General features: G+C 66.8%; 15 protein-coding genes. 9 read left to right on the top strand and 6 right to left on the bottom strand.

What is annotated here, in order from left to right; translation table 11 throughout:
* Positions 1-6: 6 nt before the first annotated feature.
* Complete coding sequence (locus ACFW0B_RS06510; RefSeq protein ID WP_449147123.1) at positions 7-4911, bottom strand: alpha-2-macroglobulin family protein; 4905 nt, start codon at positions 4909-4911, stop codon at positions 7-9.
* Between the two features lie 144 nt (positions 4912-5055).
* Between ACFW0B_RS06510 and ACFW0B_RS06505 the strand changes: the two genes are divergently transcribed.
* Positions 5056-6399: an MATE family efflux transporter gene (locus tag ACFW0B_RS06505; protein ID WP_449147122.1), complete on the top strand. Its 1344-nt coding sequence runs from the start codon at positions 5056-5058 to the stop codon at positions 6397-6399.
* A gap of 35 nt (positions 6400-6434) precedes the next feature.
* Positions 6435-6893 carry a DUF2214 family protein gene (locus ACFW0B_RS06500; protein WP_449147121.1) on the top strand — a complete coding sequence of 153 codons (459 nt, stop codon included), beginning with the start codon at positions 6435-6437 and terminating at the stop codon, positions 6891-6893.
* Between the two features lie 52 nt (positions 6894-6945).
* Here ACFW0B_RS06500 and ACFW0B_RS06495 read toward each other — a convergent pair whose 3' ends face one another.
* The 5 genes from ACFW0B_RS06495 to ACFW0B_RS06475 all read right to left on the bottom strand — a co-directional run bounded on the left by ACFW0B_RS06495 (position 6946) and on the right by ACFW0B_RS06475 (position 12164).
* Entirely contained in the window at positions 6946-7569 is a 624-nt protein-coding gene (locus tag ACFW0B_RS06495; protein WP_449147120.1) for an FMN-dependent NADH-azoreductase, read from the bottom strand.
* Between the two features lie 206 nt (positions 7570-7775).
* A complete protein-coding gene (gene speA, locus ACFW0B_RS06490; protein ID WP_449147119.1) occupies positions 7776-9689 on the bottom strand; it encodes an arginine decarboxylase in 1914 nt (637 codons plus the stop codon).
* A 131-nt stretch (positions 9690-9820) separates the two neighbouring features.
* Positions 9821-10192: a translation initiation factor Sui1 gene (locus ACFW0B_RS06485; RefSeq protein WP_449147118.1), complete on the bottom strand. Its 372-nt coding sequence runs from the start codon at positions 10190-10192 to the stop codon at positions 9821-9823.
* A gap of 377 nt (positions 10193-10569) precedes the next feature.
* Positions 10570-11094, bottom strand: coding sequence for an NUDIX hydrolase (locus ACFW0B_RS06480; RefSeq protein WP_449147117.1), 525 nt, complete (start codon positions 11092-11094; stop codon positions 10570-10572).
* The gene (locus ACFW0B_RS06475; RefSeq protein WP_449147116.1) at positions 11094-12164 is read right to left on the bottom strand and encodes a DUF2333 family protein; all 1071 of its coding nucleotides are present in this window, start codon (positions 12162-12164) and stop codon (positions 11094-11096) included. Before ACFW0B_RS06475 ends, ACFW0B_RS06480 begins: the two co-directional genes overlap by 1 nt.
* Before the next feature lie 282 nt (positions 12165-12446).
* On the opposite strand from ACFW0B_RS06475, the gene ACFW0B_RS06470 reads away from it, so the two are divergent.
* The 7 genes from ACFW0B_RS06470 (at position 12447) to ACFW0B_RS06440 (ending at position 20940) form a co-directional block, all read left to right on the top strand.
* On the top strand, positions 12447-14063 hold the full coding sequence (locus ACFW0B_RS06470) for a diguanylate cyclase (RefSeq protein ID WP_449147115.1): 1617 nt from the start codon (positions 12447-12449) through the stop codon (positions 14061-14063).
* 253 nt (positions 14064-14316) lie between these two features.
* Entirely contained in the window at positions 14317-16095 is a 1779-nt protein-coding gene (locus ACFW0B_RS06465; RefSeq protein ID WP_449147114.1) for a protein-disulfide reductase DsbD, read from the top strand.
* Positions 16096-16216: 121 nt separating this feature from the next.
* Positions 16217-16660, top strand: a complete 444-nt coding sequence (gene aroQ / locus ACFW0B_RS06460; RefSeq protein ID WP_449147113.1) for a type II 3-dehydroquinate dehydratase — start codon at positions 16217-16219, stop codon at positions 16658-16660.
* 25 nt (positions 16661-16685) lie between these two features.
* Positions 16686-17144 (top strand): acetyl-CoA carboxylase biotin carboxyl carrier protein, encoded by a 459-nt coding sequence (gene accB / locus ACFW0B_RS06455; RefSeq protein ID WP_449147112.1) that lies wholly within the window; start codon positions 16686-16688, stop codon positions 17142-17144.
* Positions 17145-17161: 17 nt separating this feature from the next.
* Positions 17162-18511: an acetyl-CoA carboxylase biotin carboxylase subunit gene (gene accC, locus ACFW0B_RS06450; protein ID WP_449147111.1), complete on the top strand. Its 1350-nt coding sequence runs from the start codon at positions 17162-17164 to the stop codon at positions 18509-18511.
* 127 nt (positions 18512-18638) lie between these two features.
* On the top strand, positions 18639-19517 hold the full coding sequence (gene prmA, locus ACFW0B_RS06445; protein ID WP_449147110.1) for a 50S ribosomal protein L11 methyltransferase: 879 nt from the start codon (positions 18639-18641) through the stop codon (positions 19515-19517).
* A 49-nt stretch (positions 19518-19566) separates the two neighbouring features.
* A complete protein-coding gene (locus ACFW0B_RS06440; RefSeq protein ID WP_449147109.1) occupies positions 19567-20940 on the top strand; it encodes a DUF3426 domain-containing protein in 1374 nt (457 codons plus the stop codon).
* Positions 20941-20949 lie beyond the last annotated feature (9 nt).

Here is a 20949-nt window from a genome sequence, read left to right as displayed (position 1 = left end):
GCGCCGTTATTTCCCTCTCACCACCAGGTGCTCCGGCGCGTCGCCCAGTGCCTGCCAGTTCGGCCGGTACATGGATTCCACGGTGGGCGGCGGCACGCGGTATTTGCCGGGGGTGACGGCGCGGGCCAGGTAGAGCAGGTGCGTGGTGCCGTACTCGCTGACATCCAGGGCCGCCACGTAGCGGTCGTCGCGGAATTCCTGGTGCTTGATGGCGGCGTTCTGCATGGACTTCTGCCACTCCTTCACCACGCTGCTGGCGTCGTCCAGGCTGGCGGCGCTCTGGGCGAGGTTCTGGTTTTCCAGTTCCAGGCCGGCCGGCAGCAGGTCCACCACCAGGGCGTCGGGCACACGCTCCTTCGCTTCGACGGCCAGGTGCACCAGCACCAGTTCGCCGCTTTCCAGACTGTCGAGGTCGAGGCGCTGGCCATTCACGCCGAGGAACTCGCGGTAGATGGCGAGGTTCTCGCCGCCAGCGCGCGGGGCCGTCAGTGGATAACCGGAGAAGGTCAGCTGCTGGTAGAGCGGCTCGCTGCCGGCGGAGGTGACGCTCAGCGGCTCGCTCAAGAGGGCGCCGTCGAGTTTCAGGCCGGGTTGCTGGTTGTTCAGTTCGCGCGTCTGGCCGCCCGCGTTGAGTTGCGCGCTCCAGTTCGGTTCGGGCTTGCCCATCAGGCCACGGCCCGCCAGGTACAGAGCGTTGCGCTCCTGGGTGGAGAGCCAGCGCTCGCCGGCCACCAGATCGGAGAGATCGAACAGGCGCTGCTCGCGGGTGCCGGCCGCCAGGTCGTTCTCTTCCAGCAGGGCGAGGATCCGCGCCTGGTCGCGCAGCGGGCTGCCGTAGTCGGCCAGCCAGTCGTGGCTGGCGCGCTGGATGCGCAGGCCCAGTTCCAGAGCCTGCTCCGCACGTGGTGCATCGCCCATCAGTTTGAAGGCCACCGCCAGCTGCACCAGCGGCAGGCCCGAGCGGGCATCGGCACGGCGTTCCCACAGGCTGCGCAGCGCGCCCAGCGGCGCCTGCTGGCTACGGGCCAGGACGTAGCCGGCGTAGGCCTGCACGGCGAAGCGGGTGTGGTCGGCGTTCTGGCTGTAGCTGACTTCGATCAGGCTGCGCTCCTGCAGGTAACGCAGCAGGCGCTCGCTGGCCTTCTTCAGGGCCTCCGGCGGCACGGCGAAGCCCTGGTCGCGGGCGCGCAGGAGGAAGTCGGTGACATAGGCGGTCAACCAGTATTCCTCTTCGCTGTCGGCGCTCCACAGGCCGAAGCTGCCGTTGTAGCGCTGCATGCCCAGCAGGCGTTCGATGCCGAGGTCGATGGATTTGCGCCGTGCGTCGTCCGGCTCGCCTTCCAGGCCCAGGCGCTTGAGCGACGCGGCGTCGGCATAGAGGGATGGGTAGAGGCCGCTGGTGGTCTGCTCGGCGCAGCCATAGGGGTAAGCCTTGAGGGCGCGGATCTGTTCGCCGAGGTTCAACGGCGGACGGCTGGACAGCTGCAGCAGGGCCTCGCGGCCATCCGCCTCGAAGGCGTCCAGGGTGCCGGCCGGCAGGCTCCAGGTATCGCCCTTGAGCACCGCGCGGAACTGCCTGAGCTGGGCCGGATAGGCCGGACGCACACCCAGGGTCCATTCGCGGCTGAACGGCGGCAGGTTCTCGCCCGGCAGTTCCAGGCCGTTGACCGTCACCTTGATGCGGCCCTGGCCATAGCCGCCCACCGCGCGCACCGGAATGCGCAGGGTGGTGCGCTGGCCATCCTTGAGCTGGATGGGCGCAGCCTGGCCAGCGGCGCCCTGGGCGAGGTCCAGTTGGCCGCTGCTTTCCAGTTGCACGTCCAGGCGCTGGGACTTGCCGGACAGATTGGTCAGGTCCAGCGCCAGGGTGGTCTGGTCGCCACCGGCGAGGAAGCGCGGCGCGGCCAGTTCCGCCACCAGGGGCGCGGCCACTACGGTCTTCGCCTCGGCCATGCCGTAGCGTTCGTCGGTCCAGGCCTGGGCCATCAGGCGCAGCTCACCATTGAAGTCGGGGATGTCGAGGCTGACCTCGCCCTGCCCCTGCTCGTCCAGGGCCACCGGCGCGCTCTGCAGGGCGACGATGGTGACGCTGGTCTGCGGACGCTTGCCGCCACCGGCCAGCGCGGCGTCGCCACCGAAGGACATGGTCGCGAGGCGACCCTGGCCGGCTTCGATCAGCTGTCCATAGACGTCGAGCTGGTCGGCGCCGTAGCCCTTGCGGCCGAACAGGCTGGCGAAGGGGTCGGGCGTGGCGTAGCGGGTGATATTGAGGATGCCCACGTCCACCGCGGCCACCAGCACGTTCACCGACTTCGGCACGCTGCCATCGGCATTCTTCGCCTGCACCAGGACCTTCAGTGGCTGCCTGGGGCGCATCTTTTCCGGTGCACTGAGGGAAACCGCCAGCTTGCGCGGTGCACGATCGAGCGGCAGGTGCAGCAGGCCCACGGCGCGCTTGGGCGTGACGCTGGCCTTGCGCTCGCCGGGGCGGATCACCAGGGCGCTGACGTAAAGGTCATGGCGCGCCCATTCTCTGGCCACCGGGATATCGAAGCGCTTGCCTTCGGCCGGCACCTCGATGGGTTGCCACCAGAGCGGGCCGTCGGCGGACTCCACCAGCAGGTAGCCGCTGCCAGCGCTGGGCGGGGTGACGGTGACTTTCGCGGTATCGCCGGCGGCATAGCCCGGCTTGTCCAGCGCCAGCTTGACCTGGTCGGGGCGTACCGCGCCGCCTTCGGCGTTGTCCTGCCAGCGGTAGCCAGCCCAGAAGCGCAGGCTGCTGGTGATGCCGGTCTGCGGGTCTTCCACTTCCACGCGGTAGGGGCCCCACTCCACCGGGAAGCTCACCTTGGCGGTGCCGCCGGCGGCCACCTGCACCTGCTCTTCAGAGAGGTTCAGATACTTCTCGTTGTAGTGGTAGGTCCAGCCGTCGCTCTCGGAGAAGTTCCAGTAGTAGTCGCGGCGCTCGCGCACCAGGCGCACCTTGAGGCCGTCGGCGGCCAGTTTGTTGCCGTCGGGGTCGGCCACCAGCAGTTCGAACTCGGCGATGCCGTCGGCATCGGTTTCTTCACCCTCGAACAGCGCGCGCACACCCGGCAGGCGCTCGGCCGGCCAGACCGGCTGCACCAGGCGGCGGGTGATCGGACGGCCGCCGGACTCCTGCAGGCTGGCCTGGAGGATCAGTTGCACGGGCGACTTGGCTTCGGCCCAGCGGGTTTCGATGTTCAGCTCGGCCTTGCCGTCGGCATCCAGCTGGGTCTCGTCCAGTTCGATGTCCTGTTTCAACTCGTCCTCGGTCACCGAGCCGAACTGGTAGCCGGGCAGCGCCTTCACCGCTTCGCGCAGCGGGCGCACGTAGAGCTGGCCGGTCAGGCGGTTGCCGGAGGCCGGCGCGCCGTAGAGGTAACGGCCGCTGACCTGGAAGCGCGCGTTGTCGCCTGGGGCATAGGGCTGATCGCTGCCCTTGAGCTCCAGGGCCATGCGTTCGGGCAGGAAATCTTCCACGAGGAATTCGTAAAGCTGCGGCTTGCCGTCGCCCAGGTCGAAGAGCAGTTGCCAGCGGCCGGTGGGCGCCTCGGCGGCGAGCGGCAGCTGGTACTGGTAGAAACCGCCCTCCCCGGCTTCCCAGACGAAGCGGCGGCTGACCTGTTCGTCTGGGCGGCGCACTTCCACGGTCACCGGCTGGCCGGCCACCGCGCGGCCGTCGGCGTCGCGCAGCAGGGCGTTGAGCAGCACGGTCTCGCCGGGACGGTAGAGGTCACGCGGGCCGAAGACGAAGAACTGCAGGGCATGGCTGGCAGGACCGGCGATGTCGAACTCGGCCAGATCCAGGGCCGGCGCGGACAGGCGCAGCAGGCTGGTCTGCCCGCCCTTGCGAGCGAGCAGCACCTCGGCCTTGGGCGCCAGCGGCAGTTCGGCGTGGCCCTTGCCGTCGGTCTTGCCTTCGGCCAGCACGCGGCCTTCGCCATCCAGCAGTTCCAGGGCGATATCGGCCTGCGCGGCGCCGCCTTCCAGGGCCTGGGTGAAGACGTCCAGGCGATTGCTGTAGCGGTGGGCGGAAAGACCGATGTCGCTCAGGGTGAAGAGGGTCGCCGGGTTGGAATAGGTGTAGCTGCCGGCCTCTTTCATCACGGCGAGGTAGACGCCCGGCTGTTTCATCGGTTCGAGGTTGGCGATGGGCAGCAGCAGGGTCTCGCGGGTATTGCGCGCGGGCTTGAGGTCGAAGCGGCCGGTGTAGACCAGGTCGGCCATTTTCAGCAGCTCGCGGGACTCCCAGACGTCCAGGGTGCCGCGCCTACCCCAGCGGGCAAGGAAGCCCGGCAGGGATTCGGCCTTCACGCGGAAGAAGTCCACATCCACCCTGTCCACGTTCAGCGCGATCACCGGCAGGCCTTCGGCCAGCCGCGTGGGCAGCAGCGAGCCACGGCTGGCGAAGCCGACGGTGGGCTGGAGGTCGCGGGTTTCCAGGCGGGTGACATGCTCGTCGGCCAGCCGCGCGTCATTCACCGCACGCAGGCCGGGGTCGATGGTCAGCACCAGCTTGCGCTTGGGCTCCAGATGGCGCAGGCGCAGCTCCATCAGGTTGTCGGAGAGCTCCCAGGCGCCGTCCACCTTGCCGTCGCGGCTGTCCACCAGGTGCAGCCGCTCGGCGAACGCCTGATCCGGGTCCAGGGGGACGGAGAAGGTCACCGACAGGGCGCTGGCGCCGTCGAGCTGCACTTCGGATACGTCGATCACCTGCATCTCGCGACCGGCGTAGCGCTTGGCCAGGGTGGCGGTGTCGACAGCCGGGCCGGCGGCCTGCTCGGCGACGCTGGCGGGCGACTTGCTCGCCGGCTGATCGGGGGTGGAAGAATCACAGGCGCTGAGCAGGCTCAGCACCAGGGCCAGAAGTAGTCCTTTCTTCGGCATGGCGGGCTCTCGATTGGGAGTGCGTACAAGCCGCGAACTATAGACCAGCCGTGCCCTGCGGTGGCACCCGGATGACGGCAGAAGCAGCGATACAGCTCACGAAACATCGCGCCGCTATACTGCGCGGCCCGACTGGAGCCCTGCATGAGCCTGTTCCTCGATGCCTGGCGGCATGCCCCGACCCACCGCAAGGTCTGGGCGCTGGCCGCGCCGATGATCCTCTCCAACATTTCCGTGCCCCTGGTAGCCCTGGTGGACAGCACGGTGGTGGGCCATCTGCCCCACGCTCACCAGCTGGGCGCGGTGGCGGTGGGCAGCACGCTGTACATGCTGCTGCTCGGCGTGCTGGGCTTCCTGCGCATGGGCACCACCGGCTTCGCCGCCCAGGCCGCTGGCCGCGCCGATGGCGGCGCCCTGCGCCAGGTGCTGCTGCAAGGACTGGGACTGGCACTGGGCCTGGCGCTGTTGCTGGGGCTGCTGGCGGTTCCCTTCAGCGGCCTGGCACTGAGGCTGATGAACCCCTCCGCGGAGCTGGACGCGCTGACCCGCGAGTTCTTCCAGTTGCGCCTGCTCGGTCTGCCGGCGGCCCTGGCCAACTACGCCCTGGTCGGCTGGTTCCTCGGCACGCAGAACGCGCGGGCGCCGCTGGCCATCCTGCTGGGCACCAACCTGACGAACATCGCCCTGGCGCTGTGGTTCGTCCTCGGCCTGGACTGGGGCGTGGCCGGCGCGGCGCGGGCGGCGGTGATCGCCGAATGGAGCGGCGCGTTGATCGGCCTGGCGCTCACCCGTGGAGCGCTGCGCCGTTATCCGGGCCACATCGACTGGCCAGCGCTGCAACGGTGGCGCAGCTGGCGGCCGCTGCTGATGGTGAACCGCGACATCTTCCTCCGTTCCCTGGCGCTGCAACTGGTGTTCTTCCTGCTGACCGTGCAGGGCACCCGACTGGGCGACGCCACCGTGGCGGCCAACGCCCTGCTGCTCAACGGGCTGCTGGTGACCGCCTACGCCCTGGATGGCCTGGCCCATGCCGTGGAAGCGCTGTGCGGGCACGCCATCGGCGCCCGTGACCGCCTGACGCTGCGCCGCTCGCTGCTGGTGGCCGGAGGCTGGTCGCTGCTGGCGAGCCTGGGTTTCGCGCTGTTCTTCGCCGTTGGTGGCGGACTGTTCATCGACCTGCAGAGCGATATCGCGGCCGTTCGCGCGGTGGCCCACAGCTACCTGCCCTACCTCGCGCTGCTGCCGCTGATCGCGGTGTGGAGCTACCTGCTGGACGGCCTGTTCATCGGCGCCACCCGGGCCCGCGAAATGCGCGACGCCATGCTGCTCGCCGTCGTCCTTAGCCTGCCGCTGGGTTGGGGTCTACAGTTTCTCGGCAATCACGGGCTCTGGCTGGCCTTCCTCGCCTTCATGGCAATACGCGGGGTCAGCCTCGGTGCACTGGCCTGGCGCCTGCACCGCCGCGACGCCTGGTTCGCCGCACCATAACGACAACGAAAACCTGCTGACCTGAAGGAGTTTCCATGGGACAAGCCGTCGCCGCCTATCTGCATTTCCTCTCGATCTTCGTGCTCTTCGCTCTGCTGACCCTGGAGCATCGCCTGTTCAAGCTGCCGCTGGACCTGGACCGCGCGCGCAGCCTGGTGCGCATCGACATCGCCTACGGCCTGGCCGCCGGCGTGGTGCTGCTCACCGGTCTGGCGCGGGTGTTCTGGTACGGCAAGGGGCTGGATTACTACCTGGGCAACTCGATGTTCCACGCCAAGATGGGGCTGTTCGTGTTGATCGCCCTGCTCTCCGGCTTCCCCACTTTCGTCTTCCTCAACTGGCGCAATGCGCTGAAGGCCGGCCAGGTGCCGCAGATCAGCCCCGGCAAGGCCAGGGCGGTGATCATGGTGATCCGCCTGGAACTGCTGTTGGCGCTGCTGATGCCGCTGTTCGCGGTGCTGATGGCGCGGGGCTACGGGGTGATCGCCAACTGAAGCCAGGGCGGGCACCGCAACAACGCTCAATCGCCGGTGCGCGCAGCGCACCCTACAGAACGACGTCCGGGAAGGGCTCGGGGGCGAACACCGGGTTGAAGGACAGGCGCTCCCGGGCCTGCCGGAGTGCGGCGTTCACGGCCTCTTCGCCATCGGCCAGCCCCTGCAGGTGGAGGTATTCCACATGGTGCAGGCCGATGATCCCGAGCACATGGCGCAGGTAGGGAGAGAGGAAATCCATCTGCTTGGCCTTGGCGCCCAGGTAATGGCCACCCGAACTCAGGACCACGAAGGTCGGCCGATCTTCCAGCAGGCCGACGCGCTGGCCGTTGTGGATTTCGAAGGTGCGGCGGATGCGCACCACGTAGTCCAGCCAGAGTTTCAGCGCCGCCGGCACCATGTAGTTGTGCATGGGCGTGGAAATGATCAGGTAGTGGCTGCGCTCCAGCTCGCCGATCAGCTGTTCGGACAGGGCGAAGTGTTCGTCCGCGCGATCCGCATGCCCCACCACCGCGCCAGCATATTCGGCACAGATCGGCGGCAAGGGTTCGCGCACGAGATTGCGCACTATCACTTCGGCCTTGGGATGGATGCGCCGGGCCATTTCCCGAGCCAGCTGACCACCGGGCGAGGCCAGATCGTTGGGGCTGCATTCGAGCAACAGGACGCGCGGCATGGTGAGACTCCAGGGGAATGTGAAGGCTGGCGGAAATGAAAGCGCCGAACGGGGGATTTTGCCAGGGGTTTTGTCGGCCCCGGCCGCAGAGGTCGCAGGGTAGCGCCACGCCCGCAAGGGCCAATTGCCCAGCCCTGCACCAGCCTGCGAGGCGTTCTCGCCCATGAAAAAGCCCGGCACTTGGCCGGGCCCCATGCACCGCGCGGTCAGGACGACAGGTAGGACGAGCGGGTCAGCCCCAGGCGCAGGGCGTCGATGAACTGGGTGCGCTCGCGTGCGCTCAGCTTGGCGCTGGCCACCTTGTCACGGTAGTGCGCCATCAGCTCCTCGGGGGACAGGTGCACGTAGCGCAGCATGTCTTCGATGGTGTCGTGGGTTTCGATGCCCGCGTGGTACACGCTGCCGTCGTCATGCTGGTAGACGTTCACCGAGTCGGTGTCGCCGAACAGGTTGTGCATGTCGCCGAGGATTTCCTGGTAGGCGCCCACCAGGAAAACGCCCAGCAGGTAGTCCTCGCCTTCACGCACTTCGTGCACCGGCATGCTGGTTTCGATGCTCTGCTCGTCGACGTACTGGTTGATCTTGCCGTCGGAGTCGCAGGTCAGGTCCTGCAGCACGGCGCGGCGCAGGGGTTCTTCGTTCAGGCGGTGCAGCGGGATGATCGGCAGGACCTGGCCGATGGCCCAGGTGTCCGGCAGGCTCTGGAATACGGAGAAGTTGCAGATGTACTTCTCCGCCAGCTTGTCGTTCAGCTCGTCGAACACCTGGCGGTGGGAGCGCTGGCGTACCTTCAGCTGGTTGTGCAGACGGCGGCAGATGGCGAAGTAGGTCTGCTCGGCCAGGGCCTTCTGGGCCAGGCTCAGCTTGCCTTCGGCGTACTGGGCAGCGGCGTCGCTCATGTAGTGGGTCGCGCGCCAGTAGGTCTCGGTGACCATCTCGGTGTCGGTCGGGCCCAGCAGCTCGGCCAGCCAGCGGACGATCTCCGGCTGTTCTTCCAGGTTGGCGAACTTCGGCACCTCGTCGTTGTGACGCTCGACGTCGGTCACCTGCATCACCAGCACGGCGTGGTGCGCGGTCATGGCACGACCGCTCTCGGAGAAGATGTGCGGGTGCGGCAGGCCCTGGGCGTCGCAGAACTCCTTGAGCATGCCCACCACCACACCGGCGTAGTCGTCCATGTCGTAGTTGATGGAGCTGGCGTTGCGCGAGTGGGTGCCGTCGTAGTCGACGCCCAAGCCGCCGCCGACGTCAATGTGGTCCACCGGCAGGCCGAGGTTGCGCAGTTCGGCGTAATAGCGGATGGCTTCCTTGAAGCCGTGCTGGTAGTCGGACAGGTTGGCGATCTGCGAGCCCATGTGGAAGTGCAGCAGACGCACACCCTGGTCCAGGCCGGCCTTGCGGAAGCGCTCGACCACCGAGAGGATCTGCGCGGCGGACAGGCCGAACTTGGATTTCTCGCCACCGGTATCGGCCCACTTGGACGAGGCCAGGGACGACAGGCGCACGCGCAGGCCCACCTGGGGCGCGACCTTGAGCTCGGCGGCGACGTCGATGACGTACTCCACCTCGGCTTCCTTCTCGATGACGATGAAGACGTTGTGGCCGAGCTTCTGGCCCATCAGCGCCAGGCGGATGAACTCGCGGTCCTTGTAGCCGTTGCAGACGATGGTGCCGCCCTTCGGCGCCAGGGCCAGCACGGCCAGCAACTCGGGCTTGGAGCCGGCTTCCAGGCCGATGGAGACGTTCTGGGTGGCGATGATGTTCTCCACCACCGCTTCCTGCTGGTTGACCTTGATCGGGTACAGGGCGGTGTAGCGGCTCTGGTATTCCAGGCGTTCGATGCTGGCATCGAAGGCTCCGGTCAGCTGGCGCACGCGGTCCTGCAGGATGTCGGGGAAACGCACCAGCAGCGGCAGGGACAGGCCGGCGCCGCGCAGGTCGTCGATGAGGTCGAAGAAATCCACCGGCGCGCTGCCGGCACCACGCGGACGCACTTCGACGCGGCCCGCCTCATTGATTGCGAAATAGCCGGCCCCCCAATGGCGAATGCCATAGACACTGCGGCTGTCGGCCACGGTCCAGCTGGTGCCATCGTCCTTGCGAGTGCGTCGTGCAGACATCGGTTTCCCCCTATGGGATAGAAAAGGGCCATGCCCGCCGGATCGTGCCGGGCGGGCGCGGACAGATTGATTCAGTCGTGTGACGTTGGGTGTTGACCGTGGCAATGACGGTCAGTTTAGAAAGCCGTGGCTCAGCCGCCGGATTTCTTGGCCTTGAAGCCGCGCTTGGCGAGCTCTTCAAGCAGCAGGTCCACGTGGTCGCCCTGGATCTCGATCACGCCGTCCTTCAAGGCTCCACCGGTTCCGCAACGACGCTTGAGCGCGCTGGCCAGTTCCTTGAGCTCGTCACCGGCCAGCGGCACGCCGGCGATGGTGGTGACGGTCTTGCCGCCACGGCCCTTGGATTCACGACGCACGCGGGCAATGCCATCGCCAGCAGGCACGCTGGCTTGCTTGCAGATGCAGGCATCGATGGGCTGGCGGCAATCCGGGCAGTGCCGGCCGCTGTCGGTGGAGTACACCAGGCCGCCGAGGGCAGCAAAGGACGAAGCTTTCTTGACCACCGGTTTTCCTCGTAGGGGTCAGGATAGCGACTGGTCGGCGGGGGCCGACCGCGAAGCCCCACTCTGGCAGGGGCAGCGCTGCCTGGCCGGGAGGCCAGGGTTGAAAGGCGGCGCAATTTATCAGCTATTGCGCCGAATGCTAAGTACGAAAATGCGCCATTGATCGACAGATTGGCGACCTCGTGCAGCATCCCGCACGAAAGGGTCCGGGATATTGCACAAACCCGCGCCGGGTGCGGGTTTGGAGGGGAAAAAGGCGTATTTCATTGTGGGGGCGATTTCAATCGCTGAGGGTTGCGCAGCGACCCCAATGGCCGGTGAGGGCAACCCTGCGGGCTGCTTAGCGAATGAATTCGCCCCCACATCGCTCCCACAACCTAATGCGTGGCGAGGTAGAGCTTCAGCGCCTTGAGGGAATCGGGGCAGCAGGGTTCGACGGCCAGCGCCTCGTCCAGGCTCATGAAGCGCGCTTCCATCACTTCTTCCGGCTGCAGTTTCAGCGGCGCGTCGGACACGGCGGAGAACACCGAGCCCCAGAGACGGTTGCCCGGCTCGTCGAAATAGAAGCGGCCATGTTCGCGCAGGGGCACCCCGCCGATACCGAGTTCCTCTTCCAGTTCGCGGGCAGCGGATTCAGCGTAGCCCTCGCCTTCCTGCACCATGCCGCCCGCGGCCACGTCCCAGTAGCCCGGGTACAGCGCCTTGCTCAGGGTGCGGCGATGCACGCAGAGCTGGCCGGCGGAATTGAACAGCAGGATGAAGCTGCCCCGGGAGATCAGCCCGCGCTCGCGCAGTTCGGCGCGGGGCAGGCCGCCGAGGGGGCGGTCCTGCTCATCGACCCAGGCCACCCGCTCGGCATCCGAGGCGGCGCGATGGGCCGCCTCGCGTTCGTCGATGGCCATCAGCCCTGCTCCATCAGCTGGCGCAGGTCAATCACGGCGGCGTTGGCGCGGGAGATGTAGTTGGCCATCACCAGCGAGTGGTTGGCCAGCACGCCGTAGCCGCTGCCGTTGAGGACCATCGGGCTCCACAGCGGCTCCTGGGCGGCCTCCAGTTCACGGATGATCTGGCGCACGCTGATGGCGGCGTTCTTCTTCGCCAGCACATCGGCGAAGTCGACTTCGATGGCGCGCAGGATGTGGGACAGCGCCCAGGCCTGGCCACGGGCTTCATAGAAGACGTTGTCGATCTGCAGCCAGGGGGTCTCGACGACCTCTTCGCTCACTTCCGGCACCTTGCCCGAGGCGGCGGCGGTTTCCGGGCTGATATCGGTATTCAGGCGCACGCGGCCAACGCTGGCGGACAGGCGCTGGGACAGCGAGCCCAGGCGGGTGGCAACGTCGCCCAGCCAGTTGTTCAGGTTGTCGGCGCGGCCATAGAACTGGGCATTGGGCTGGTTCGGGTTGGCCAGGCGGGCCAGGTAGCGGTCCAGCGAACGGATGCCTTCGCGGTACTCGGACTCGGAGGCCGGCAGCGCCCAGCTCTTGTTGTCGAAGTTGAAGCGCGGTTCGGCCTTGGCCAGGTCCGGGTCTTCGGTGGATTGCGACTGGGAGCGGGCGAAATCCTTGCGCAGGGCGCGGGACAGGTCACGCACCTGGACCAGCACGCCGTATTCCCAGCTCGGCATGTTGTCCAGCCAGAGGCCGGGCGGGGCCAGGTCGTTGGAAACGTAGCCGCCGCTCTTGTCCAGCAGGGTCTGGGCGACGGTCTTCAGGGTTTCCACGGTGGTATAGCCATTGACCATCTGGCGGCCGGCACGGTCGGCGGCGGCCTGGGCGTTCTGCTCTACCGGGAAGAGGTCGGGCTCGCGGCTCCAGTACCAGCCCACCACCACGCAGGCGATCAGGTAGATCACCAGCAGGCTGCCAAGGGCGCGACTCATCCACATGCCACCGAGGTAGCTGCGCACATCGTCAACCGAATCATCGACGCGCTCACGCGCATCGCCCATACGCTTCTTCCAGTCCAGCATGGCAGTGTCCTTCGAATTTCGATCAGCAAGGGAAGGTTCGACCACGGTCCTTCGCAGTGGTTGTGGCCGAGTCCAGCACTATAAGGGATGAGCGGGCGCAGCGCAGTGGCCGAGAGGCGCCCCCTCAACCGGCACGGGCAGGCTTTCGCCCCGGATGTCGCCTTGCTGGCGGTATTTTTCTGACGAATCGCACGACTTCAGGACAGATTGCACTGGCGTACCTTTTCCCGGCTGATAGCATGGCGCCATCATTTTGACCGTCCTCCAGGCGACTCCCCGGCCATGACCGAGCACGAAGACCCCAGCCGCGACCGACTCAAGCATCACTTCGCCCAGCGGGTGATCAACCAGGCGCGGCACGTGCTGGAAATCTGGCAGCGTCTGCAACGCAGGGAGTGGGGCCCGGCCTGCATGACCGAACTGGCCGAGGCCAGCCTGTGCCTGCAGCGTTACGCAGAGCGTTTCGAGCAGCCCGAGCACTCCCGCCTGGCGGAGGGGATCAGCAATTGCCTGCGCGGCGTCGAGGACAATCGCGGCCGGCTGTCCAGCGACCTGATCACCGAACTCAGTCTGCTGATGCAGCGACTGGCGCGCACCGGCCTGCGCCACGGCGACCAGTTCGAGCAGACCTTCCTGCCGCCCCTGCGCAAGCCGGTGTACCTGGCGATGCAGCGCAATGAACGCGCCGAGCGCCTGACCCGGCAACTGGAGTTCTTCGGCCTCAACGCCCAGTACTGCGAGAGCGCCAATGCCTTCCGCGCGGCTTTGGCCGAGCGGCATCCGGCGGCCATCGTGCTGGAAGTGGATTTTTCCGGACCGGGCCAGGGCCTGGAGCTGGCCCGCGAAGCCCAGCAAGGGCTGGAGCAGAAGCTGCCGATCATCTTCTTCAGCCATGAAGAGGCCAGCGCCCCGACCCGCCTGGCCGCCGTGCGCGCTGGCGGCCAGGAATTCTTCACCGGTACCCTGGATGCCTCCAGCCTGCTGGAGAAGCTGGAAACCCTCGCCCGCACCGCCCACTACGACCCGTTCAAGGTGCTGATCGTCGACGACTCCCGCGCCCAGGCCAGTCATACCGAGCAGGTCCTCAACTCCGCCGGCATCGTCACTCGCATCATCACCGAACCGGTGCAGACCCTGCTGGCCCTGGCCGATTTCCAACCAGACCTGATCATCCTCGACATGTACATGCCCGACTGCCTGGGTACCGAACTGGCCAAGGTGATCCGCCAGCACGAGCGCTATGTCAGCGTGCCGATCATTTATCTCTCGGCCGAGGACGACCTGAACAAGCAGCTCGATGCAATGAGCGAAGGCGGCGACGACTTCCTCACCAAGCCGATCAAGCCGCGCCACCTGATCGCCACGGTGCGCACCCGCGCCAAGCGTGCGCGTAGCCTCAAGGCACGCATGGTGCGCGACAGCCTCACCGGCCTGTTCAACCACACCCACACCCTGCAGCTGCTGGAAGACGCCGGGGCCCGCGCACGCCGGGAAGGCAAGCCACTGTGCTTCGCGATGCTCGACATCGACCACTTCAAGAAGGTCAACGACACCTACGGCCACCCCATGGGCGACCGGGTGATCAAGAGCCTGGCGCTGTTCCTCAAGCAGCGGCTGCGCAAGACCGACCACATCGGTCGTTACGGCGGCGAGGAATTCGCCGTGGTCCTGCCTGATACCGACCTGGACGCCGCGCATCGGGTCCTGGAGGAAATCCGCCGCCGTTTCGCCGAGATCCGCTACCCCGCGCAGCCCAGCGACCTGAGCTGTACCTTCAGTTGCGGCATCGCCCAGCTGCGGGACGATCAGGACATCAACCAGCTGTCCAGGCAGGCGGACGAAGCGCTCTACCGCGCCAAGCACGGCGGCCGCAACCGGGTCGAGCAACACCTGGACTGAGCGCCGCCAGCCAGGGTAAGCGCCTGCTGCAACCGGGCGGTGAACTGCATATGCCGGTACAGACCTGCCGCGTGTGACCGTTTGTCGCGCCTCGCTCGCGAAACAAACGGCCCGAGGCTTTCGCGAGCAGGCTCGCCCCTGCGCTCGGACGCCCGACCTTTCACGCCGACGACAAAACCGCTTACAGCCCGGAGCCTGCAGGAAGGCGCCGAGGTCCGTTATGATGCAGGCATTTTCTGTTCAAGAGACCTCCATGCGCCGCCTGCTGAGCCTGATCCTGTTGCTGGTGGCCCTGCCCGTCACCGCAGGGCTGCTGGATAACCGCCCGAACCCGACCCTGGGCGCTGCCCTCAATAACAGCGCCGATTTCCTGCCCGTGCGCGAGGCCTTCCGCCTCAGCCTGGTAGAAAGCACGCCCAGCCTGGTGAAACTGCGTTTCACCAACGCCGAGGGCTATTACCTCTACCGCCATCGCTTCCAGTTCCGCGCCGAACCCGCCGACAGCGGCCTGGGCCAGCCGGTGCTGCCCGCCGGCAAGCCCAAGACCGACGAATACTTCGGCGATGTCGAGGTGTATTACGGCGTAACCGACGTCGACCTGCCGCTGGACCCGGCGCGCAAGGCGCCCACCGAGCTGCGGGTGACCTACCAGGGTTGCGCCGACAAGGGCCTGTGCTATCCACCGGAAACCGAAGTGATCAAGCTCGCCGCCGGCGCCTCGGACAGCGGTGGCGACGATATCGGCAGCGGCGCCACCGGCAAGGCCTGGAGCTGGCATGAACTGGCGCTGTTCTTCCTCGCCGGCCTGGGCCTGACCTTCACCCCCTGCGTGCTGCCCATGCTGCCGATCCTTTCCGGCGTGGTGCTGCGCGGCCAGGCGGGCGGCGGCCGGGGGCTGGTACTGTCGCTGGCCTACGTGCTGCCGATGGCCGCCTGCTTCGCGCTATTGGGTGCGCTGATGGGCGTGTTCGGCGCCGAGCTCAATCTCCAGGCGCGGCTGCAATCCCCCTGGGTGCTGGTGCCCTTCGCCGGCTTCTTCACCCTCTTCGCACTGGCCATGTTCGGTCTCTACGAACTGCGCCTGCCGCGCTTCATCAGCGGACCGCTGGACACTCTTGCCAGCAGCACCCGGGGCGGCTCGATCTGGAGCGCGGCCCTGCTCGGCGTGGTCTCCAGCCTGCTGGTATCCCCCTGCGTTTCCGCACCGCTGGCCGGCGCCCTGCTCTATATAAGCGCCAGCGGCGATGCCCTGGGCGGCGGCCTGAAGCTCTTCGCCCTGGGCCTGGGCATGGGCGCCCCCCTGGTGCTCTTCGCCACTGGCGGTGGTGCACTGCTGCCCAGGGCCGGCCAGTGGATGGTCGCTGTGCGCAACGCCTTCGGCGTGCTGCTGCTGGCGGTGGCCGTATGGATGCTCGAACGTGTCCTGCCCGGCCCCTTGGCCCTTGGCCTCTGGGGCCTGCTTGCCGGCGGCGTGGCGCTGTTCCTCGGCGCCCTGGAATTCACCCCCAAGGCCCCGCGCGAACGCCTCGCGCAATTGGGCGGCCTGGTCCTGCTGGTGTACGCGGTGGCCGCCTGGGCCGGTGCCCTGCAGGGTGAATCGGACCCGTTGCGCCCGCTGGGCCGCACGCACCTGGTTGGTGCACCGTCCGCTGCCCCGGTCAGCGGGGAATGGCAAACCATCAAGACGCCGGCGGAACTCAGCGGCGCCCTGACCGCCGCCAGGAGCTCTGGCCAACCCCTGCTGCTGGACTGGTATGCCGACTGGTGCATTAGTTGCAAGGTCATCGAGCGTGAAGTCCTAATCGCCCCGGAGGTGACCTCGCAGCTCGACGGCTACCGCCTGATCCGTTTCGACATGACCGAGAGCAACGCGGATCAACGCGCCCTACTCGATCGCTACAAGCTGTTCGGACCACCGGCCATCCTGTTCTTCGACGGCAAGGGTGACGAATTGACCGAACTGCGTGTCGTAGGTGAAGTCGATGCCAAGGCCTTCGCCGCTCGTCTGCAACAGGCGAACGCATCGCGCTGAGCATGTAACGTCATATATTTGCCGTAAACACCGGGCATCTTGTCGGCTACTGCCGATAACTGGACAGCCTTTCCGGCTATCCGGCATAGTGCCGCCTGGCCTCCAACAAGGAACAATCAGCATGGCCACCCTGCTCGTCCTGCATGGCCCCAACCTCAACCTGCTGGGCACCCGCGAACCCGACAAATACGGGGCTACCACCCTGGCCGAGATCAACCAGGACCTGGAGCGCCGCGCCCGCGAGGCCGGTCATCACCTGATGCACCTGCAGAGCAATGCCGAGTACGAACTGATCGACCGGATTCATGCGGCCCGTGGTGAAGGAGTGGACTTCATCATCATCAATCCTGCTGCTTTCACGCACACAAGTGTCGCCTTACGTGACGCGATGCTCGCAGTGAGCATCCCATTCATCGAAGTGCACCTGTCCAACGTGCACAAACGAGAACCTTTCCGCCATCACTCCTACTTTTCCGACGTTGCCGTGGGAGTGATCTGCGGTCTGGGTGCCACCGGCTACCGCCTGGCCCTGGACGCGGCCCTGGAACACCTTGAACGCCCCTGACCTCACCCTTGGGAGTTGATGATTAATGGATATCCGTAAAGTCAAGAAACTGATCGAACTGCTGGAAGAGTCCGGTATCGACGAACTGGAGATCCGCGAGGGCGAAGAGTCCGTGCGCATCAGCCGTCACAGCAACAAGGCCTTCGCCGCCGCCCCGGTCTACGCCGCCGCCCCCGCGCCGGCTGCCGCCCCGGTCGCTGCCGCCCCGGCCGCCGCTGAAGCCGCTGCCCCCACAGCGCCGAAGCTGAACGGCAATGTCGTGCGTTCGCCGATGGTCGGCACCTTCTACCGCTCGCCGTCCCCGACCGCCCCGTCCTTCGTGGAAGTCGGCCAGAGCGTGAAGAAAGGCGACATCCTCTGCATCGTCGAAGCCATGAAGATGATGAACCACATCGAGGCCGAGACCAGCGGCGTGATCGAATCCATCCTGGTGGAAAACGGTCAGCCGGTTGAGTACGACCAGCCGCTGTTCACCATCGTTTGAACCGCGGAGAGCCTGCGATGTTGGAAAAAGTCCTGATCGCCAACCGTGGCGAGATCGCCCTGCGCATCCTGCGCGCCTGCAAGGAGCTGGGCATCAAGACGGTGGCGGTGCACTCCACGGCCGACCGTGAGCTGATGCACCTGTCCCTGGCCGACGAGACCGTCTGCATCGGCCCGGCTTCGGCCGCCCAGTCCTACCTGAGCATCCCGGCGATCATCAGCGCCGCCGAACTGACCGGCGCTACCGCGATCCACCCGGGCTACGGCTTCCTCGCCGAGAACGCCGACTTCGCCGAACAGGTGGAGAAATCCGGCTTCGCCTTCATCGGTCCGAAAGCCGACACCATTCGCCTGATGGGCGACAAGGTTTCCGCCAAGGACGCCATGAAGCGTGCCGGCGTACCGACCGTGCCGGGCTCCGACGGCCCGCTGCCGGAAGACGAGGAAACTGCCCTGGCCATCGCCCGTGAAGTGGGCTATCCGGTGATCATCAAGGCCGCCGGTGGCGGTGGTGGTCGCGGCATGCGCGTAGTCTTCGAGGAAGAAGAACTGATCAAGGCGGCCAAGCTGACCCGCACCGAAGCCGGTGCAGCGTTCGGCAACTCCATGGTCTACCTGGAGAAGTTCCTCACCAACCCGCGTCACGTCGAAGTCCAGGTTCTGTCCGACGGCCAGGGTAACGCCATCCACCTGGGCGACCGCGACTGCTCCCTGCAGCGCCGTCACCAGAAGGTGCTGGAAGAAGCCCCCGCTCCGGACATCGACGAGAAGGCCCGCGCCGAAGTGCTGGACCGCTGCGTCCAGGCCTGCATCGAGATCGGCTACCGTGGCGCCGGCACCTTCGAGTTCCTTTACGAGAACGGCCGCTTCTACTTCATCGAGATGAACACTCGCGTGCAGGTGGAGCACCCGGTTACCGAAATGGTCACCGGCATCGACATCGTCAAGGAGATGCTCAGCATTGCCGCCGGCAACAAGCTGTCGATCAGGCAGGAAGACGTGGTCATCCGCGGCCATGCGCTGGAATGCCGGATCAACGCCGAAGACCCGGACAACTTCATGCCCTGCCCCGGCAAGGTGAACTACTTCCACGCTCCGGGTGGCAACGGCGTTCGCGTCGATTCGCACCTGTACAGCGGCTACGCGGTTCCGCCGAACTACGACTCGCTGATCGGCAAGCTGATCACCTACGGCAAGGACCGTGACGAAGCCATGGCGCGCATGCGCAATGCGCTGGACGAGATCGTCGTCGACGGGATCAAGACCAACATCCCGCTGCACCGCGACCTCACTCGCGACAAGGGTTTCTGCAAGGGTGGGATCAACATCCACTACCTGGAAAAGAAACTCGGCATGGACAAGCACTGACGCTGCAAGCTGCAAGCTGCAAGCAGTATCATGCGAAGCCCAAGGGGGAGCGGCAGTGCCGCTCCCTCGTTTTTTTCCTGCAGCTTGAAGCTTGCCGCTTGAAGCTGCTCCCGAAGGGAGCTTCCCCATGCCCTGGTTACAAGTTCGTCTCGCCATCACCCCGGAACAGGCGGCTACCTACGAAGACGCCCTGCTGGAAGTCGGTGCCGTCTCGGTAACCTTCATGGACGCCGAAGATCAGCCGATCTTCGAGCCGGACCTGGGCACCACGCCGCTGTGGTCCCACACTCACCTGCTCGCCCTGTTCGAAGCCGATACCGACGAAGCCGCCCTGGTGGCGCACCTGGAACTGCTGACCGGCGGCGCGCTGCCGGAACACCAGATCGAACGCATCGAGGACCAGGACTGGGAACGCAGCTGGATGGACAACTTCCAGCCCATGCGCTTCGGCCGCCGCCTGTGGATCGTGCCGAGCTGGCACGAGGCCCCCGAGCCGGACGCGGTGAACCTGTTGCTGGACCCGGGCCTGGCCTTTGGCACCGGCACCCACCCGACCACCGCCCTCTGCCTGGAATGGCTGGACGGCCAGGAACTGGACGGCTGCGAGGTGCTGGATTTCGGCTGCGGTTCGGGCATCCTCGCCATCGCCGCGCTACTCCTGGGCGCGCGCCAGGCGGTCGGCACCGATATCGACCCGCAGGCGCTGGAGGCCTCCCGCGACAACGCCACGCGCAATGGCATCGACCCGGCGCGCTTCCCGGTCTACCTCCCCGCCGACCTGCCTGCCAAACCCGCCGAAGTGGTGGTGGCGAACATCCTTGCCGGCCCGCTGGTTTCGCTGGCCCCGCAGATCACCAGCCTGGTGGCTCCCGGCGGAAGGCTGGCGCTGTCCGGCATCCTTGCCGAGCAGGCCGAGGAAGTGCGCGCCGCCTACGCCGACGCCTTCGATCTCGACCCCACCGCGGAGAAGGACGGCTGGGTCCGCATCAGTGGCGTGCGCCGCTGAAAGCCAGCAGATCGAGTAAAATAGCCTTTCGTTTCGACCGGATCGCCGCATGACCGACAGCTTCGTCACCCAGTGCCCGCATTGCCAGACCAGTTTCCGCGTCAGCCGCGCCCAGTTGGCGGTGGCCCACGGTGCCGTGCGCTGCGGTGCCTGCCTGCATGTGTTCAATGCGGCGCAACAGCTGTTGGCAAGCAAGGGCCAGGCGGCCGTTCCGGTATCTCCTCCCCCCAAGGCGCCCGCCGCCGCCGCCGCACCAGCCCCCAGGCCGGTGGCGCCGCAGGCAGCGGTAGCGCCCGAAGTCCCGGTCCCCAGTGTCGCCACCGTGCTCAAGCCGCCGGTTGCACCACAGGCCGCACCACCGGCCCAGCCGGCCGGCGAGCCCCTGTGGATCCACGACGACCTGGATCTGGACAGCCTCGACCTGGACGAAGAACTGGCCAAGCTTGAGCAGGAAGAGCAGCGCCTGTCCCGCGACCTGCTTGGCCCGGGCGCACCGGCGCGCAAAGAGGCACAAGCGGAGCCACAGCATGATGAAGGCTGGGCCGAGGCCCTGCTGGACGCCGAGGAACCCGCGCCGTCCATGACCGCCGATGCTGATGCGGAGCCGGAACCCGACTTCGAACTGCGCGCCGAGCCCATTGCCGAGCCGGTCAGCCGCACCCCGGCCGAACCGCCCAGGCCCACCCCGGCGCCACGCACCGAACCGCACCTGTCCATGGACCTGGTGGAAGACGAACCGGGCCCGGACTTCAGTCTGGGTTCCGCCCGCGACGACGAGCCCGATGACCTGCACGACGACTTCGACGACGAGCAGGACGAACCACAGCTCGCCGAGCAGGCAGGCCCGCAGCATCAGCGCAGCGAGCCCGGCCTGCGCGACGACGGCCTGCTCGCGCTCAGCGACGAGCCGCTGCAACTGGACTGGCAGGAACGCAAGCGCCCCTGGGGCCGCTGGATCGGCTGGACGCTGCTGAACCTGGTCGCCGCCCTAGCCCTGGCCGGCCAGTACATCTGGTACCACTTCGACGAACTGGCCCGGCAGGACCAGTACCGCCCCTGGTTCCAGCAGATCTGCCCGGAAATCGGCTGCCAGCTGCCCTCGAAGGTGGACGTCAACCTGATCAAGAGCAGCAACCTCGTGGTGCGCAGCCACCCCGAGTTCTCCGGCGCCCTGGTGGTCGATGCCATCCTCTACAACCGCGCGGCCTTCTCCCAGCCGTTCCCGCTGCTGGAACTGCGCTTCGCCGACATCAAGGGCCAGCTGCTGGCCAGTCGCCGCTTCAAGCCGGGCGAATACCTCTCCGGCGAGCTGGCCGGGCAGACGGAAATGCCGCCGCAAACCCCCATTCACATCAGCCTGGACATCCTCGACCCGGGCACCAAGGCCGTGAACTACAGCCTCAGCTTCCACTCCCCGGAATGAGCCGAAAGC

The sequence above is a fragment of the Metapseudomonas phytobenefica genome (assembly GCF_043392685.1).
Lineage (GTDB): Bacteria > Pseudomonadota > Gammaproteobacteria > Pseudomonadales > Pseudomonadaceae > Metapseudomonas.
The sequence above is the reverse complement of the archived record's forward strand: the minus strand, read 5'-3'. Positions and strand labels throughout refer to the sequence as shown.